Here is a 15,594-nt window from a genome sequence, read left to right on the forward strand (position 1 = left end):
CGTGCAGGATGATCTTTTGATCTGTGTCTTGTCAGCGGCGGAGCCGATGAGCAGTGACCGGCTTGAGCGGACCGACCACCGGCGGGTTCTCGGCGGCTTCCACGCGAGGACAGCGATCTCGCTCGTGGCGGAGCCACTTGCGAAATCGATCCCGCAGCGAGGAAGCCGCCGAGGTTCCGCTACCCGACCCACTACGCGCGCCATTTCGAGGGGCCGCCTAAGCGGGCCAGAGCCGGGAGCGTTCGGGGTGGTCGTCGTCGATCAGGCGGTGTGCCAGGGCGATCGCCTCGTTGAAGTCGGCCTTGTGCAGTGCGGGCTCGGATCGGGCGATTCCTTCGAGGAAGTGGGACAGCCCTTCCGCCGCGCCGGGGGACACGCTGTCGTCGCGGCCGACGCGCGCGTATCGCCGGCGTAGCACCGCGGCGGCCTCCAGCAGCAAGGAACGTTGCGCTTGGTGCAGAGCTTTTTCGTTGAGCGCCATAGGATTTCCCCTTCCTCTCACGCAAGTCTTCTGTGGACACTGCTCCCGTTCACGGTTTCGGGCTGCGGGGAAGTCATGGCGCGGTGCAGCTCGGCCACCGCGGCCTTCTTCCCGCCCGGGTGGGAGAGCACGGCGGAGCCCGCGACGAGGAGCTCGGCTCCCGCGTACCAGGCCGCCTTAGCGGTGGCGGTGGAGATGCCACCGTCCACCTCGATCTGCACCGCGCGACCGGAGCCGTCCACCAGCGCCCGCATCTCGGCGACCTTCTCCTCCATCGCGGGGATGTACTTCTGCCCGCCGAAACCGGGGTTGACGGTCATGATCACGATCTCGTCGAGGTGATCGAGCACGTGGTGGACGAAGTTGAGCGGGGTGGACGGGTTGACGGCCACGCCGGCCTGCGCCCCGAGTTCGCGAATCGTGGCGAGGGTCCGCAGCAGGTGCGGGCAGGTCTCGGCGTGCACGATGACGGTCTCGCATCCGGCCGCGACGAAGTCGGCCAGCATCGGGTCCGGGTCCTGCACCATGAGGTGGGCCTCGAACGGCACGTCGCCGTACTTCCGGCAGGCAGCCACCACATCCGGGCCGAACGTCATGTTGGGCACGAAGCGCCGGTCCATGACGTCCCACTGGATGCGCCCGACGCCCGCGGCGGTGAGGCTCGCGACTTCGTTGCCGAGGTTCGCGTAGTCGGCGCCGAGGACCGAACCCACGATCACCGGTTCGTCCAACGGCCGACGCGGGGCGGAATGCCGCGCGCCCGCGTGCGGGGTCGTTCCTGGCTGATCGACCATCGAGCGATCCTCCCGATCACTTGTCCGGTTTGCTCGAGTCGGCGTCCCCGCGAAGATCGGTGAGGACGAGTCCGCCGAGGACGCCTGAAGTCGCTACTTCGCGGTTCGGTCGGTTCCCAGGACGCAATTCGAGGCAGTGGCGACTTCGCGGTCGTGGTCGCCCTCGGCGAAATGGTGGTGGCAATTGCCCAGCGGTGATCAAGAACTGCGTCGCCGCGTCCCGGAACCGAATTGCGGGCACCGATGTCGGGGAGGTGAAGGGGCGGCCCGAAGAACGAACCGGCCCCTTCCGCCTCCCGCGCATGTGCTGTGCCGTCAGCGGATCCGGCTCTTGAGGGCCTTGGCGGCCGCGGCCGGATCCTCGGCGCTGCGGATCGCCCCGCCCGCCACCGCGACGACCGCACCGGCGTCCTGCACGGCGGCGATGGTCTCGGCGGTGATCCCACCGGCGATGGAGAACGGAACGCCCGCCTGCCGCCCGTCCTCGACCAGGCGCTCGATCGTGTAGCCGGGCCTGGCCTGCTCGTCGAGCCCGGCGTGAATTTCGACGAAGGACACGCCCATCTTCGAGACCTCGCGGATCCGGGAGACCCGGCCCTCCACGATGGTGATCATGTCGGCGACGACGTCCTTGCCGTGCTTCTTGCCTGCGGCGACGGCTCCGCGCACGGTGTCGTCGTCGGCCGCGCCCATGACGGTGACCAGGTCCGCGCCCGCGGCGAACGCGAGGTCGGCCTCCAGCTCACCGGCGTCGGCGGTCTTCATGTCGGCGAAAACGAGCTTGTCCGGGTGCGCGGCCTTGATCGCCGTGATCGCCGACAGGCCCTCGGCCTTGATCAGCGGGGTGCCCAGCTCGAGGACGTCCACGTAGTCCTTGGCCTGGTACGCCAGCGAAAGCGCGTCGCCGAGGGTGGCGACGTCCAGTGCTACCTGCAGCTTCACGGTGTTCTCCTCGTCAGTCGTGCTCGGTGGCGTTGCGGTTCTTCGGGCGCGGGTGGTCCTGCGCCGGGATCCACAACGCGACGCGCAATGCGGTCACACGTATCCGGATTTCCCGGAGTCCGGGAAGAATGGTCAGTGGATCACGACGTCGTTCAGCAGGTGCCGTTCCTCGAATCATTCCGGCTGCCCGTTCTGTTGCCCCGCGGTTCTGCGGCGGAGCGAGAACGGGCAACGGCCTGTGACACTGCACGGATCTGTACGTCTGGTCAACGGCGCCCGAACGAACGGATGCCCAGGAAGCACAGACGGCGATGGCGCACTTCCAAATGGCAATTCCGGGGGAGTCGCAGAATGGTGTTGCGATCCGGATGAACGTCGACGTATCATCGCCGCGTTCCGAATCGTCCGGGTGTTTCCGGAAGAGGATCTGACTCCTCTGAATCGTTCGGATGCAGATCCGCCCCAAGAGCGCGGCGGGCGAGTCCCGGAGCTTCGTCCCCGCCCGTCCGCGTGGCCTGGCGGTCGCCGCTGTTCGCGATGAGCGCCATTCGTCCGGTCGGCCTCGGGCGGGGAAGTGCGGTAACGCCCGGCCTCGGCTCCGGTGGTCCTGATGTCCGCCGAAGCGCCGGCCGTGGCAAAACCCTGGGTCCTGTCAGGGGCCTTGCCCGTCGATTCTCGAAAGGAGGTGTAGCCATGGAGTCCGTTGCCCCGCAGTGGGAAACGCCGCGATTCGAGGAGATCGGGTGCGCGGCCGAGGTGACCATGTACGTCGCCCAGGCTGAGGACTGAGCTCGTCCGCCGGTCGGCGGCTGAGCGGTAACGCGTGACTGTGGGCACCGGAGATCCGGTGCCCACAGTCACGTGACCAGGGTGAACGGCCGCTGGGAGCGCCGCACGCCGTCGCGCGAGCTCTGCCGATCGGCTTGACGCCCCTTCGGCGCGGAGACCACGCGGTGCGCGAATGCGCATCCTCCGCCGACCGATCGGAGTCATGATCGATGCGGAGATTGCGGCGGTTCCGTTTGATCGGATTCCGGAACCGCTCATACGACCCTGGTATCTCTTCGTTGCGGATACGTTGACTGGACGTACCGATCCGTGCAGTCTCTCCAGCGTGATTCGTCCGGGTGGCGACCTGAAACCCAATAGGGTCAAGGAAACTCCGGTCCCGCGCCGCGACACGACGCTCGCGCGCTGAAACGACGAATACATCCGACCGACCAGTGGAGTGTGCTCAATGACGGGTACGGACACCGCTCACGAGAACCTCGGTGAAAAGCTGAATCCGCCGCATTTCAGTTACGCGACGATGGCCATCAGCACCGAGGTGGACCAGATTCGCAAGGGCATCGAGCCCGCGGCGTGGGCTCGCGCGGGTGCGCTGCTGCTCGAAGCGTCCGCTGTGTTCACCGTCGGCACCGGGCGCAGCGGACTCGCCTTGCAGATGGCCGCGATGCGCTTCATGCACCTCGGACTGGACACCCACGTCGTGGGCGAGACCACCGCGCGGGCGATCGGTTCCGGCGATGTCCTGGTGGCCGCCTCGGGCTCCGGTTCCACGGCCCGCGTGGTGCGAGCGGCCGAGACCGCGCGCGCTCAGGGCGCGAGCGTGGTGGCGCTGACCACCAATCCCGATTCCGCGCTGGCCAAGACCGCGACCGAGGTGCTGGTGATCCCGGCGGCCGACAAGCAGGACTTCGACGGAACGGCCTCCACCCAGTACGGGGGCAGCCTGTTCGAGCAGTCGGTCCTGCTGCTCACCGACGCGCTGTTCCACACCCTGTGGCGTTCCAGCGGCACCCAGGCCAGTGAGCTCTGGCGGCTGCACGCGAATCTCGAATGACCGGTGCCCGGCGATTTCGCCGGCAGCGCACGCACTTCGCACATCACGCGTGGACGAGTCCGGATCTGCTCGCAGTGCTCGCCCGATTTCGCAGGCATTCCGCCGTACTGAGGCATGAGACGAGACAAGGAGTCCGTGATGCAGCGCCAGAACAAGACCGCGCAGCGCACCGACATCAGCACGCTGGAGTCGGTGGCCTTGGCCGCAACCCGGAGCGCGGCGGTGGCCAGCCACCCCTGGGTCGGCCGCAACGACAAGAAAGCAGCCGACGCGGCGGCGACCGAGGCCATGCGCCAGGTGCTGGCCGACGCCCCGGGCCGGGGCGTGGTGGTCATCGGGGAGGGCGAGAAGGACGAGGCCCCGATGTTGTTCAACGGTGAGACCGTGGGCAACGGTCTGGGCGGCCCGGACTTCGACATCGCCGTGGACCCGCTCGAGGGCACTTCGTTCTGCGCGAAGAACCTGCCGGGCTCGATGGCCACCATCGCCTTCGCGGAATCCGGGACGATGTGGTCGCCCGGTCCCGGTTTCTACATGGACAAGATCGTGGTGCCGCCGCAGGCCAAGGGCGCCGTGGACCTCGCCGACCCGCCGGAGCGCACTCTCGGCAAGGTCGCCGAGGCCCTCGGCAAGCAGGTAGGCGAGCTGCGCGTGGTCATCATGGACAAGCCGCGGCACCAGGACCTGATCAAGCGGGTGCTGAAGGCGGGCGCGGCCGTGCACACCCCGGCGGAGGGCGACGTCGGCGGCAGCCTCGAAGTGCTGCTGCCGACCGGCTCCGCCGACCTGCTCCTGGGCATCGGGGGCACGCCGGAGGGCGTGATGACCGCGGCGGCGGTGCGCGCACTGGGCGGCGACATGCTCGGTCGCCTGGCCCCGCAACGCGAAGAGGAGGCCGACGCGATCCGTGCGGCGGGCATGGACGTCGACCGCATCTACGTTCGCGACGAGCTGGTCGGTGGCGACGCGCTGTTCGCAGCCACCGGCGTCACAGGGGGCGCGTTGTTGAGCGAGCCGCGGGAATCCGGGGGCACGGTGCTCGCGGAATCCCTGCTCGTTTCCCGCGGTGAGGTGCGCCGCGTCTCGCACACGACTTTCGGCTCCATGCTCCGGATGGCGTCTTGACGGCGCGGGGCCGGCTCGGCATCGAATCCGCCGGCCTCGTGCACCTTCGTTGTTGAGGAGATTCGGTGACATGCACCTGGAAAACCTGCGCGTTCGCCACCTCGGTGAGTGCCACTACGACTCACCGTTCTACGAGGTGCTCGCGGCCAAGCGGACTTCGCCGCACTACGTAGCGGAGGGCGACCGGGTCCTGCTCGAGGACACCGTTTCGATGCTCGCCGAGCACGACCTGCCGCCGAACCTGCTGCCGAGCTTCGAAGCGGCCGGTCCGCGCCGGAAGATCTACTTCGACCTCTCCAGCGTCACGGCGGGCGTGGTGACCTGCGGCGGACTGTGCCCGGGTCTCAACGACGTCATCCGGGGCATCGTCCAGGAGCTCACCGTGCACTACGGCGTGCAGCGGATCCTGGGATTCCGCAACGGACTTCGCGGGCTGACGGCGGAGAACTGCCACGACACCGAGGATCTGACGCCGGATCGCGTCCGCGAGATCCACAACTCCGGCGGCACCATCCTGGGCAGCTCGCGCGGTGCGCAGGAGCCCGACGAGATGGTGGACAGCCTGGTCCTGCGCGGGGTCAACGTCCTGTTCGTCATCGGTGGCGACGGGGGAATGCGCGCCGCCACGAACCTGGTGGCCGCGATCCGCCGACGTGATCTGGACATCGCGGTCATCGGCGTGCCCAAGACCATCGACAACGACCTGCCTTACACCGACCAGTCCTTCGGGTTCCAGAGCGCGTTCGCGCAAGCGGCCAACTTCATCGACTCGGTCGCCATCGAGGCCGCGGCCAGTCCCGACGGCATCGGCATCGTGAAGCTGATGGGCAGGCATTCGGGTTTCATCGCCTGCTACGCCTCGCTGGCCCGCAACGCCGCCGACGTCGTGCTCATCCCGGAGGTGCCGTTCGCGCTCGACGGGCCGGACGGCCTGCTGGCTCGTGTGGAGCGGCACGTGCGGGAGAAGGGCTTCGTGGTCATCGTCGCGGCCGAGGGCGCGGGGCAGGACCTGCTGGAGGAGCGCGGTCTGCTCGCCGACGCCACCGATCCCTCCGGGAACGCCAAACTCGGCGACATCGGTGCACTGCTGCGGGAGACCATCACCGCGCACTTGACCGAGGCCGGTCTGTCGCCCACGGTGCGCTACATCGATCCGAGCTACGCCGTGCGCAGCGTGACCGCCAACGCCTACGACAGCGTCTACTGCCTGCGCCTGGCCCACGCCGCGGTGCACGCGGCCATGGCAGGGCGCACCGAGACCGCGGTGGTGCGCTGGCGGCGCCGCTTCGTGCACGTGCCGATGCCGCTGATCATCAGCCACCGCAACGAGGTCGATCCCGACGGTGATCTGTGGATGTCCGTGCTCGAAGCGACCGGTCACCTGGCTTCCACGTACGGCTTGCACAGCAGGACGAGTGCTCAGGACTACCGGGGAATCTGCCGGTCGCCGGACGAGCGGGACGGCGGCGTGGGCGAGCCGCGCGACGTTCCCGGTACCGGCCCAGTCAGTACCGCAACCACGATGAGGAGCTGCCGATGATGGCCGTGCTGGAGTTCGCGTTGGGGATCGCGCTGCTGGTGTACAGCGCGGAGAAGCTGATCGGATACCTGGTCGGGGTGTCCAGCCGGTGGGTCGTTTCGCTGTTCCTGGTGGCGGTGCTGTTCACCGGGATCGAGTTCGACGACCTCGCGTACGGCATCGTGCTCAACGTCGAGGAACTGCAGCACGCGGCTCTGGGCACCGTCATCGGCACGACGATCGCGATCATGGGAATCGTGCTGGCGCTGGCGGCGCTCATCGCCCCGTGCCGGGTGGACGTCCCCAAGGACTACCTCGTGCTCTTCGCGGCCGGGCCGCTGGCGATGCTGCTGTTCGCCACGACCGGCGGGTTGACCCAGTTCATGGGCGTGGTGCTGGTGGTCCTGTTCGTGGCGTTCGTCGGCTGGATCGGTTATCGCGAGTACGCCGCGCGACGCCCGGTGTTCCGCAGCGCGGAGTTCTACGAGCAGGTTGAGAAGGCAGCCGCGGTGAAGGTCGCGACCGCCTCGGAATCCGGCGCCACCGGTGAGCAGCTCTCCGCTCGCACGCCCGCGGCGGGCTCGGGGACGGGCGGTGGCTTCGAGCTGCCCGGGGATCTGCGGGTCGATCAGAGATTCCTCAAAGCGAGGCAGCGACCCCTGTGGGGCAGCCTGCTGTTCGCGTTGCTGGCACTGGCCGGTCTGATCGGAGGTGCCGCGCTCGCCGGGCAGGGCACCGAGGGCGTCCTCGAGACCTTTGACATGGACGGCACCGTTTTCGGCGTCACGATCGCGACGCTGGCGCTCTCGCTGGAGGACATCTTCCTCACCGTGGAGCCCGCACGCAGGGGTGCGCCGGAGATCGGGGTCGCCAACGTCATCGGCAGCGTCGTGTTCTCGCTGACCGGCAAGCTCGGGATCGTCCTGCTCGTGGGCGGGAGCATCACGGTCGGCGAGAACGTGCTGTCGTGGCACTTGCCGGTCCTGCTGGGCATGACCGTCCTGTCGGCGATCTTCCTGGCGACCGGGCATCTGCGCCGCTGGCACGGGGCGGTGCTGCTCGCGCTCTACGCCGGCTATTTCGTCATCAGCCTGACGGTCTTCGGCGGAGTGCCCATCGACAGCGACTAGGCCGTTCCAGCGAACGATCGGGCTCCGCGAGCCCGTTGGAGATTGCGGGGAAAGGACGATCATGGCTGCCGCTGGTTGTCGTAAGGCCGCCGTTCGTGCGCCGTTCGCCAGCGGTCGTCGCGTCGATCTTGCCCGCCGAATCTTCGGCGACGTAACTTTCCGTTCCACGTCGGGGAAGACGGAGCTCGGAAGCACCGCGGATGTGCGTTCGGTTCAGCGCCCGACTCGTGCGCAGGCACGAGTCGGGCGACTACTTGTGCATTGTCGCGGCGAACTGTCCGGATCCGGATCTCTTGGCGTTTCCAGCAGGACACCGGTCCGCGTGCGAAATCGGAGCAGTGACGCGGACTCGCTCGGAACGCGAAGTGACATGCGGTCGCACCGGCTTCGCGCGCGTTCCGGGTCGGTGACGGACCAAAGGCGGTCTCGTATGGGAGAGATGCACCGGCTCCGCGCCAGGACGGGCGGCGGGGACCAGTCGGCGGTGTACGGGGCGTGGGAGCGCTTCGTGCGGGGCGAGGACGACATCCGCGGTGTGCGGCCGGAAGTGGCGTTGTCCTGGCAGCGGTGCCGCGATCAGTACCGGGTCGATCCGTACCTGGCCGAAGCCCCGGTGGCCATCACGGATGTGGACCACACGCTCGAGCACGACGTGGTCTTCGCCGAGCTCGGCTTCCGGGCGGCCGCTGTTGTCAACGAGGTGAGCAACGCGGGCGGAGTCGTGACGGTCACCGACGCCACCGGGCGGATGCTGGCCCAGTGGGGCAACACGGACACGCGCAACTACGCCGCCAAGGCGAACATGGCGCCGTGGTTCTCCTGGGCGGAGGGTTCGACCGGGACCAACGGCATGGGCACCGCGCTGGAGTCGCGATCACCGGTGGTGATCCGGGGTGCGGAGCACTGGTGTCAGGCCTTCCACGACTGGAACTGCGCGGGAGTGGCGGTGCGCGACGTGGTGACCGGCGACCCGGTCGCGGCGCTGAACATCTCCTGCTGGCGCAGCGAACTCCCGGAGTCCGTCCGCGCTTGGCTGAGCAATGCCGCCAGCAGGACGCAGTTCATGCTGCGGCGGCGCGCTCGGGACGCGGGTGCCGAGCTGATCGCGGCGTACAACCACGCGCGCAACCGGGTGCGGGTGCGGGTGGGGGTGTCGTTGGCGGCGTTGGATCCGGCGGGCCGGGTGGTGATCGCCGATGATCGGGCGAGTGTGCTGCTGGGGGTGCCGGGTTCGACGCCCGCGTCCGATCCCGCGGCACGCTGGAACCCGGGCCTCCCGGAGCTGGCCCGGGTGGCCGGATACGCGGCCAAACAAGCATCACGAAACCCGGACTGGGTCGGGGCCACCCAGATCTTCACACACCTGGCCGACGAACCCACCCCGATCAGCATCCGCCCGGTATTCCTGGCCGGACACCTCGTCGGCAACCTCGTCGAATTCGGCGTATCCGACGCCGAACAACTCCCCCACACCCACACCACCCCCCACCACAACCACAGTCAACAACAGGGGCAGGGGCAGGGCCGGGGCTCCCGGGTCGTGGCCACACGCGACAACCGCATGGTGCTGCTACACCACCCCGAAATCTCCTTCGCCGAATCCGACGGCAACGACGTCTGGCTCACCACCGACCAAGGACGACTCCGCGCCGCCACACCAGCCCTCGACAAACTCGAAACACAACTCGCCCACACCGGCCTGCGCGTCCACCGCCAATACATCGTCAACCTCAACCGCATCCGCGAAATCGAACGCGGCACCAAAGGCGAACTCACCCTCATCATGGACGACCACGCCCACACCATGATCCCCGTCTCCCGACGCAACACCCCCGCCCTCCGCCGCGCACTCGGCATCTAACGGAGCCACCCGCCCTGGGAAGGAGCCTCCATGCCCGAGAACCCCGACACCGTGGCGACCACCCCCAACTACGACCAGAGCGTCCGCCGGACGACCGAGCGCGTGCGCAATCAACCCGTCGCCGGTGGGAACAACTGCGATTGGTGGCCGAACCGCCTCAACCTCCGAATCCTGGCCAAGCACCACCCGGCGCGGGATCCGATGGGGGAGAACTTCGACTACGCCGCGGAGTTCGCCGAGTTGGACCTCGACGCGCTGGCCCGCGACATCGACGAGGTGCTGACGACCTCGCAGGACTGGTGGCCGGCGGATTTCGGCCACTACGGGCCGCTGGTGCTGCGGATGACGTGGCACTGCGCCGGTACCTACCGCATCGGCGACGGACGCGGCGGGGCCTCGTCGGGCATGCAGCGCTTCGCCCCGACCAACAGCTGGCCGGACAACCGCAATCTGGACAAGGCCCGCCGACTGCTGTGGCCCGTGAAGCAGAAGTACGGCCGCAGCATCTCCTGGGCCGACCTCATGGTCTTCGCAGGCAACCGAGCGTTGGAGGCCATGGGCTTTCGCACCCTCGGTTTCGCCGGCGGACGCCGGGACACCTGGGAACCGGAAGCCGACGTCTACTGGGGTCCCGAGCGGACCTGGCTGGGCGATGAACGGCACACCGGCGTGCGCGACCTGGTCGAACCGCTGGCCGCCGACGAGATGGGCCTGATCTACGTCGACCCGCAGGGACCCGATACCCGACCCGACCCCGTCGCCTCGGCGCGGGACATCCGCACCACGTTCGCGCGGATGGGAATGAACGACGAGGAGACCGTGGCGCTGATCGCCGGCGGGCACACCTTCGGCAAGACCCACGGCGCCGCCGACATCATCAAGAGCCTCGGCGACGAGCCCGAGGCGGCTCCGATGGAGGACATGGGGCTGGGCTGGCGCAACAGCCACGGCACGGGCAGCGCATCGGACGCGATCTCCACCGGACTGGAGGGCATCTGGACGCCCACACCGACCCGGTGGGACAACTCGTTCCTGGAGACCCTGTTCGCCTACGAGTGGGACGTGGAGCTCAGCCCCGCGGGACTGTGGCAGTGGATTCCCCGAGGCGGCGAGGGCGCGGGCACCATTCCCGACCCGCACGACCCGGACGTCCGCCACGCCCCGACGATGCTCACCACCGACCTCGCGTTGCAGGAGGACCCGGTCTACGAGCCCATCGCGCGGCGCTTCTTGGAACACCCGGAGCAGTTCGCGGATGCCTTCGCGCGCGCCTGGTTCAAGCTCACCCACCTCGACATGGGGCCGATCCAGCGCTACCTCGGTCCGCTGGTTCCCGAGCAGCGGGCACGCTGGCAGGACCCGGTTCCTCCCGTCGACCACGAGCTGGTCGCAGCCGCGGGCATCGCCGAGCTCCAAAGCCGCGTGCTCGCTTCGGGTCTGCCGGTCCGAGATCTCGTGTTCGTCGCCTGGGCCTCGGCGTCGACCTACCGGGACAGCGACAAGCGCGGCGGCGCCAACGGCGCCCGCATCCGGTTGGCTCCGCAGCGGGACTGGGAGGCCAACGACCCGGAGACGCTGGCGAAGGTGCTGGACGTCCTCGAACGGATCCGCCGCCGGTTCAACGCCGAGCACCCGGAGCAGATTTCGATGGCCGACCTGATCGTGCTGGCCGGGTGTGCCGCGGTGGAGCGCGCCGCCGCGCTGGCCGGTCACGACGTTCGGGTGCCGTTCACCCCGGGCCGCACCGACGCCGACCAGGAGTGGACCGACGTGGAATCGTTCGCCGCGCTCGAACCGCGCGCCGACGGTTTCCGCAATCACTACGGCAAGGCGAACCGGCTCCCCGCCGAATACCAGCTCGTCGACCGGGCCAACCTGCTCACCCTGTCCGCCCCGGAGATGACCGCGCTCGTCGGCGGACTGCGCGTGCTGGACGCCGGCCACCGGCACTCCCGGCTCGGCGTGCTCACCGACCGGCCCGGCCTGCTCACCAACGACTTCTTCACCAACCTCCTCGACATGAGCACCGAATGGGTCCCGAACACGCCGAAGCACGGCCCGCCCGGGACCTTCGTGGGACGTGATCGGTCCACCGCCGCGCCGCGGTGGACCGCCGGCCGGGTGGACCTGATCTTCGGCTCGCACTCGGAGCTGCGCGCGATCGCCGAGGTCTACGCCGCCGAGCAGGAGAAGTTCGTCGGTGACTTCGCGGCCGCGTGGCACAAGGTGATGAGCCTCGACCGCTTCGACCTGACCTGACGATTCGCCCGGCCACCGGACGCGTTCCGGCGCGGCGCGAACGCACGGCGATTTCCACCGAGCCCGCGGGGACCAACGGTCCGCGCGGGCCGTTGCATGCCGGTCGGCCTGCGATCCTCGAAAGACGGTGCGCGGCAACGGTTTCCGGCACCGATGTGCCGGAGGTTCGCCCGGATGCCGGGAGCGCTCGCAGCGGTGATGGCGGTCGCGCGCCCAGGTCTCTAAGATCGATGCCGCAGCCGAGAGTTCCGGCAGGCGGCCGCTTTCGCGGTTCGGTGGCATCGCTGCGGGGCCGGTCGGGCAGTCCACTGTTGAGGACCTCGGATCACGAACCGGGTTGGGCGGTAGCTGATTCCGTGCGAGCGGTGTGGCGATCCGGGTTAGCGGTCAACCCTTTCGGTGTGCTCTGGGACACCGTAAAATTCATGAGTACCACAGGTTGAAGAAAGAAGCGGAACTCCGGACTGGAGATCACTCCGCGAAGCTCTGCTCACCACGACACCGTGTTCCTGTGGGAGGGCACAGCGTTTCAGCGCGCACATCCTTCGCTGAGTGCCGCTGATTCCCGTCTTGTGCGACGACCACGGGAGTCGCCGGTGAATTCGAACAACGGCTGAGGCTTTTTCCGTCGAACGGAAGTGTCTGCGGAGGCATCGCAAAGGGGAACGATGGGCCTGCATGTGAAGCACACCCATTTGCGAGCGAACCCAGATAGGTATGAGCGATCCGGAAATGGATTCCGAAAATGAGGAGGTGAGGTCCAATGACGACGACTCGGGAACGCGACGACCTTCTGGGCGAGCTCGGCTTGGACGAGCAGAACAGCGCAGCGATCGGCCGGGTGCTGGGCACCGGCAGGATCGAGCGGGCCACCGAGCGTGCGGACGGCACGATGGAGGCCACCATCCGGATCCGGGAGGACCAGATCGCCTGGGACCCCGCGATCCTGGTCCTGCCGCACGGCGGTGACGTCGAGCTGACCGTCATCAACGACGACAAGAACACCCACGCCTGCTTGCTGCCGAGCAACGGCGACAAGAAGTTCCTCTGGCTGTTGAACCATTCCAAAGGCACGGCGAAGCTCAACCTCGATGGCCCCGGCTACTACTGGTACAGCTCGCCCGGTGGCAATGACGAGGGCCGTGGCCTGACCGCCGCCATCGTCGTTCTCGGCGAGGTGCCGCCGGAAGCCCGTCTTGATCGCCCCGACCAGCCGCGCCAGTAGAAAGGGACGAACTGATGACAGTCGAATACGTTGACGCCGGTGAGGCCATCGACCACGGTGCGCTGAGCGCCGTTTCCGGCACTGCCCCCGCCGTGACCGACAACATCAACTACGAGCGCATCAAGGACGCGCGTTCGGAATCGCACAACTGGATCACCTATTACGGCGATTACGACGGCAAGCGGTTCAGCCTGCTCGACCAGATCAATACCGAGAACGTCAAGCGCATCGGTCCGGCCTGGATTTTCCAGGCGGGTGCCTCCGGTCAGATCGCGGGTGCGTCGACCTACGCCTTCGAGACCACCCCGATGGTCGTGGACGGCGTCATGTTCGTCACCGGCTGGGACGGCTGGTTCTGGGCGCTCGACGCCAAGACCGGTGAGCAGCTCTGGCGCTACAAGCACGCGGTTCCCTTCGACGTGTCGCTGTGTTGCGGCAACGTCAACCGCGGTTCCGCGGTGGCCAACGGCAAGGTCTACTTCGTGACCCCGAACGCCCACCTGCTGGCGCTGGACGCCACCAACGGCAAGAAGGTCTGGGAGAAGACCATCGGCGACGTGCGCGCCGGTGAGAGCGCCTCGCTGGCCCCGCTGGTCATCAAGGACACGCTGATCACCGGTAGCGCCGGCGGCGAGTTCGGGGTGCGCGGCCACATCGACTGCTGGGACCTGGAAACCGGTGAGCAGCGCTGGCGCTGCTACACCGTTCCGAAGCCGGGCGAGCCGGGCTCCGAGACCTGGCCCGCCGACGGCGAGGCATGGGCGCGCGGCGGTGCGAACCACTGGGTCACCGGTACCTACGACCCGGAGACCAACCTGTACTACGCGGGCACCGGCAACCCGGCACCCGACTTCGACGGTGCGGTCCGCGAGGGCGACAACCTCTACACCGACAGCGTCGTCGCGGTCGACGTCGACACCGGTGAGATCAAGTGGCACTACCAGTTCACCCCGCACGACCTCTGGGACTACGACTCCACCATGGAGATGACCCTGTTCGAGCGGGACGGGAAGAAGCTTCTCGGCCACTTCGACAAGAACGGCTACTTCTTCGTGCTGGACCGCACGAACGGCGAGCTGCAGCACGTGACGCCGTTCGTCGACCGGATCGACTGGGGCGCCATCACCCGCGACGGCAAGGTCACTCCGCGGAAGTACCCGGACAAGGAGGGCGAACCCGTCCACTTCTACCCGGGTCCTGCCGGAGCCAAGGAATGGACGCACGCCGCTTACAGCCCGCGCACCGAGATGTTCTACGTGCCGGTCGCGGACGTGGGCGCCACCGCGACCCGCCGCCGTCGTGAGTTCAGGGAGGGCATGCCCTACTGGGGCGCCGCCGTCCAGGTGGACATCGACAACATGGCGGGTTCGGTCAGCGCCTTCGACAGCCACGGCGTCGAGAAGTGGCGTTGGCGCAACCCCCACCCGATGGCCGCCTCGGTGCTGGCCACCGCGGGGGACCTGGTGTTCACCGGTACCCCGACGGGCGAGTTCCTCGCGCTGCACGCCGGCACCGGCGAAGAGCTGTGGAAGTTCCAGTGCGGTAGCGGCCACCACGGCAGCCCGATGACCTACATGGTCGACGGAAGGCAGTACGTCGCCGTGCCGGTCGGTTGGGGCGGATGGCTCGAGGGCATCATCCCCGGAATGCTCGGTGCGGGTCACGGCAGTGCGCTGATCGTGTTCGCCCTGCCGCCGGACTGATCGCCGAAGTAGTGGCCACGACCGTCGCCGACGGCGTGGCGGCATGAGGCCGCGGAACCTCCGGGCGGGGGTGCGAGCGTACGACGCCCGCACCGCCCGCCCGGAGGTTTCTCTCCGAGCCATGACTCCTACCTCGCGGACGGCACCGGAATCCGGTGCCGCACCCGTAGCCGGGGCCGGCGACAGAGCCGGCGGCACCGCCGGTGATCACCGGCGGTTGCGGAAACCCGGCGAGCAGCACGGGAACGCCGTCACCGGACAGCCCCGGGCAGTACTACCTGGACAGAGTCAGGCGACTGAATGGCTTCCGAACAGTGCTACGGGAGGATGCATTGGGGTCGACGCGACGTGTTGTCGGGATCAAAGGGGAGCGGCAGGTCCTGTTCGACATCGCCGAGGTGATCGTGGCCGAGGCGGTGGGAAGGGCCGTGTGGCTGAGGACCGACCTCGGACGCTTCCGGTGTGCGATCGACGGGATCGACAACATCGATGACAAGTACGCGGAATGCGGCTTCGTACGAGTTCACCGGAGCTACCTGGTGAACCTCAGCCGCGTGCGCGAAGTGGAGCGCAAGGACGGCGGGGAACTCGAGCTCACCGTCGAGAACTACAGCGGAGTCGTTCCGGTGTCCCGTCGCCGCGCGAAGTTCGTCACCGAAGCTCTCGGGCTCTGAGCGCCGGTGCGCGCGGAGGACGGGGCTGCTCGCCGGCT

At 68.2% G+C, this 15,594-nt stretch carries 14 protein-coding genes; 11 read left to right on the forward strand and 3 right to left on the reverse strand.

Annotation, left to right across the window (positions count from 1 at the left end; genetic code table 11):
• Positions 1-217: 217 nt before the first annotated feature.
• The 3 genes from H2Q94_RS13565 to hxlA all read right to left on the reverse strand — a co-directional run bounded on the left by H2Q94_RS13565 (position 218) and on the right by hxlA (position 2,217).
• Positions 218-481 carry a hypothetical protein gene (locus H2Q94_RS13565; protein WP_243795119.1) on the reverse strand — a complete coding sequence of 88 codons (264 nt, stop codon included), beginning with the start codon at positions 479-481 and terminating at the stop codon, positions 218-220.
• Between the two features lie 17 nt (positions 482-498).
• Positions 499-1,275, reverse strand: a complete 777-nt coding sequence (gene rpe, locus H2Q94_RS13570) for a ribulose-phosphate 3-epimerase (protein ID WP_243795121.1) — start codon at positions 1,273-1,275, stop codon at positions 499-501.
• 315 nt (positions 1,276-1,590) lie between these two features.
• Positions 1,591-2,217 carry a 3-hexulose-6-phosphate synthase gene (gene hxlA / locus H2Q94_RS13575; protein ID WP_243795123.1) on the reverse strand — a complete coding sequence of 209 codons (627 nt, stop codon included), beginning with the start codon at positions 2,215-2,217 and terminating at the stop codon, positions 1,591-1,593.
• A 693-nt stretch (positions 2,218-2,910) separates the two neighbouring features.
• Here hxlA and pqqA point away from each other — a divergent pair.
• The 11 genes from pqqA to H2Q94_RS13630 all read left to right on the forward strand — a co-directional run bounded on the left by pqqA (position 2,911) and on the right by H2Q94_RS13630 (position 15,556).
• Positions 2,911-3,006 (forward strand): pyrroloquinoline quinone precursor peptide PqqA, encoded by a 96-nt coding sequence (pqqA, locus tag H2Q94_RS13580; RefSeq protein ID WP_243795125.1) that lies wholly within the window; start codon positions 2,911-2,913, stop codon positions 3,004-3,006.
• Between the two features lie 202 nt (positions 3,007-3,208).
• Positions 3,209-3,415, forward strand: coding sequence for a hypothetical protein (locus H2Q94_RS13585; protein ID WP_243795126.1), 207 nt, complete (start codon positions 3,209-3,211; stop codon positions 3,413-3,415).
• A 39-nt stretch (positions 3,416-3,454) separates the two neighbouring features.
• Entirely contained in the window at positions 3,455-4,060 is a 606-nt protein-coding gene (gene hxlB, locus H2Q94_RS13590) for a 6-phospho-3-hexuloisomerase (RefSeq protein ID WP_243795127.1), read from the forward strand.
• A gap of 138 nt (positions 4,061-4,198) precedes the next feature.
• The gene (gene glpX / locus H2Q94_RS13595) at positions 4,199-5,185 is read left to right on the forward strand and encodes a class II fructose-bisphosphatase (RefSeq protein WP_243795128.1); all 987 of its coding nucleotides are present in this window, start codon (positions 4,199-4,201) and stop codon (positions 5,183-5,185) included.
• 70 nt (positions 5,186-5,255) lie between these two features.
• Entirely contained in the window at positions 5,256-6,725 is a 1,470-nt protein-coding gene (locus H2Q94_RS13600; protein WP_243795129.1) for an ATP-dependent 6-phosphofructokinase, read from the forward strand.
• A complete protein-coding gene (locus tag H2Q94_RS13605) occupies positions 6,722-7,834 on the forward strand; it encodes a sodium:calcium antiporter (RefSeq protein ID WP_243795130.1) in 1,113 nt (370 codons plus the stop codon). Before H2Q94_RS13600 ends, H2Q94_RS13605 begins: the two co-directional genes overlap by 4 nt.
• A gap of 430 nt (positions 7,835-8,264) precedes the next feature.
• Complete coding sequence (locus H2Q94_RS13610; protein WP_243795132.1) at positions 8,265-9,695, forward strand: DNA-binding protein; 1,431 nt, start codon at positions 8,265-8,267, stop codon at positions 9,693-9,695.
• A gap of 30 nt (positions 9,696-9,725) precedes the next feature.
• Complete coding sequence (katG, locus tag H2Q94_RS13615; RefSeq protein WP_243795133.1) at positions 9,726-11,954, forward strand: catalase/peroxidase HPI; 2,229 nt, start codon at positions 9,726-9,728, stop codon at positions 11,952-11,954.
• Between the two features lie 763 nt (positions 11,955-12,717).
• Positions 12,718-13,179 (forward strand): MSMEG_3727 family PQQ-associated protein, encoded by a 462-nt coding sequence (locus H2Q94_RS13620; protein ID WP_243795134.1) that lies wholly within the window; start codon positions 12,718-12,720, stop codon positions 13,177-13,179.
• A gap of 14 nt (positions 13,180-13,193) precedes the next feature.
• On the forward strand, positions 13,194-14,882 hold the full coding sequence (locus H2Q94_RS13625; protein ID WP_243795135.1) for a PQQ-dependent dehydrogenase, methanol/ethanol family: 1,689 nt from the start codon (positions 13,194-13,196) through the stop codon (positions 14,880-14,882).
• 332 nt (positions 14,883-15,214) lie between these two features.
• Complete coding sequence (locus tag H2Q94_RS13630) at positions 15,215-15,556, forward strand: LytTR family DNA-binding domain-containing protein (protein WP_243795136.1); 342 nt, start codon at positions 15,215-15,217, stop codon at positions 15,554-15,556.
• Positions 15,557-15,594 lie beyond the last annotated feature (38 nt).

Origin of the sequence: Saccharopolyspora gloriosae (assembly GCF_022828475.1) — a bacterium.
Classification (GTDB): domain Bacteria; phylum Actinomycetota; class Actinomycetes; order Mycobacteriales; family Pseudonocardiaceae; genus Saccharopolyspora_C; species Saccharopolyspora_C gloriosae_A.

Coding starts and splice junctions, on each gene's coding strand:
- glpX (WP_243795128.1), top strand. CDS start 4,199: ATGCAGCGCCAGAACAAGACCGCGCAGCGCACCGACATCAGCACGCTG.
- rpe (WP_243795121.1), bottom strand. CDS start 1,275: ATGGTCGATCAGCCAGGAACGACCCCGCACGCGGGCGCGCGGCATTCC.
- H2Q94_RS13600 (WP_243795129.1), top strand. CDS start 5,256: ATGCACCTGGAAAACCTGCGCGTTCGCCACCTCGGTGAGTGCCACTAC.
- H2Q94_RS13625 (WP_243795135.1), top strand. CDS start 13,194: ATGACAGTCGAATACGTTGACGCCGGTGAGGCCATCGACCACGGTGCG.
- H2Q94_RS13620 (WP_243795134.1), top strand. CDS start 12,718: ATGACGACGACTCGGGAACGCGACGACCTTCTGGGCGAGCTCGGCTTG.
- H2Q94_RS13605 (WP_243795130.1), top strand. CDS start 6,722: ATGATGGCCGTGCTGGAGTTCGCGTTGGGGATCGCGCTGCTGGTGTAC.
- H2Q94_RS13585 (WP_243795126.1), top strand. CDS start 3,209: ATGATCGATGCGGAGATTGCGGCGGTTCCGTTTGATCGGATTCCGGAA.
- H2Q94_RS13610 (WP_243795132.1), top strand. CDS start 8,265: ATGGGAGAGATGCACCGGCTCCGCGCCAGGACGGGCGGCGGGGACCAG.
- katG (WP_243795133.1), top strand. CDS start 9,726: ATGCCCGAGAACCCCGACACCGTGGCGACCACCCCCAACTACGACCAG.
- H2Q94_RS13565 (WP_243795119.1), bottom strand. CDS start 481: ATGGCGCTCAACGAAAAAGCTCTGCACCAAGCGCAACGTTCCTTGCTG.
- hxlB (WP_243795127.1), top strand. CDS start 3,455: ATGACGGGTACGGACACCGCTCACGAGAACCTCGGTGAAAAGCTGAAT.
- pqqA (WP_243795125.1), top strand. CDS start 2,911: ATGGAGTCCGTTGCCCCGCAGTGGGAAACGCCGCGATTCGAGGAGATC.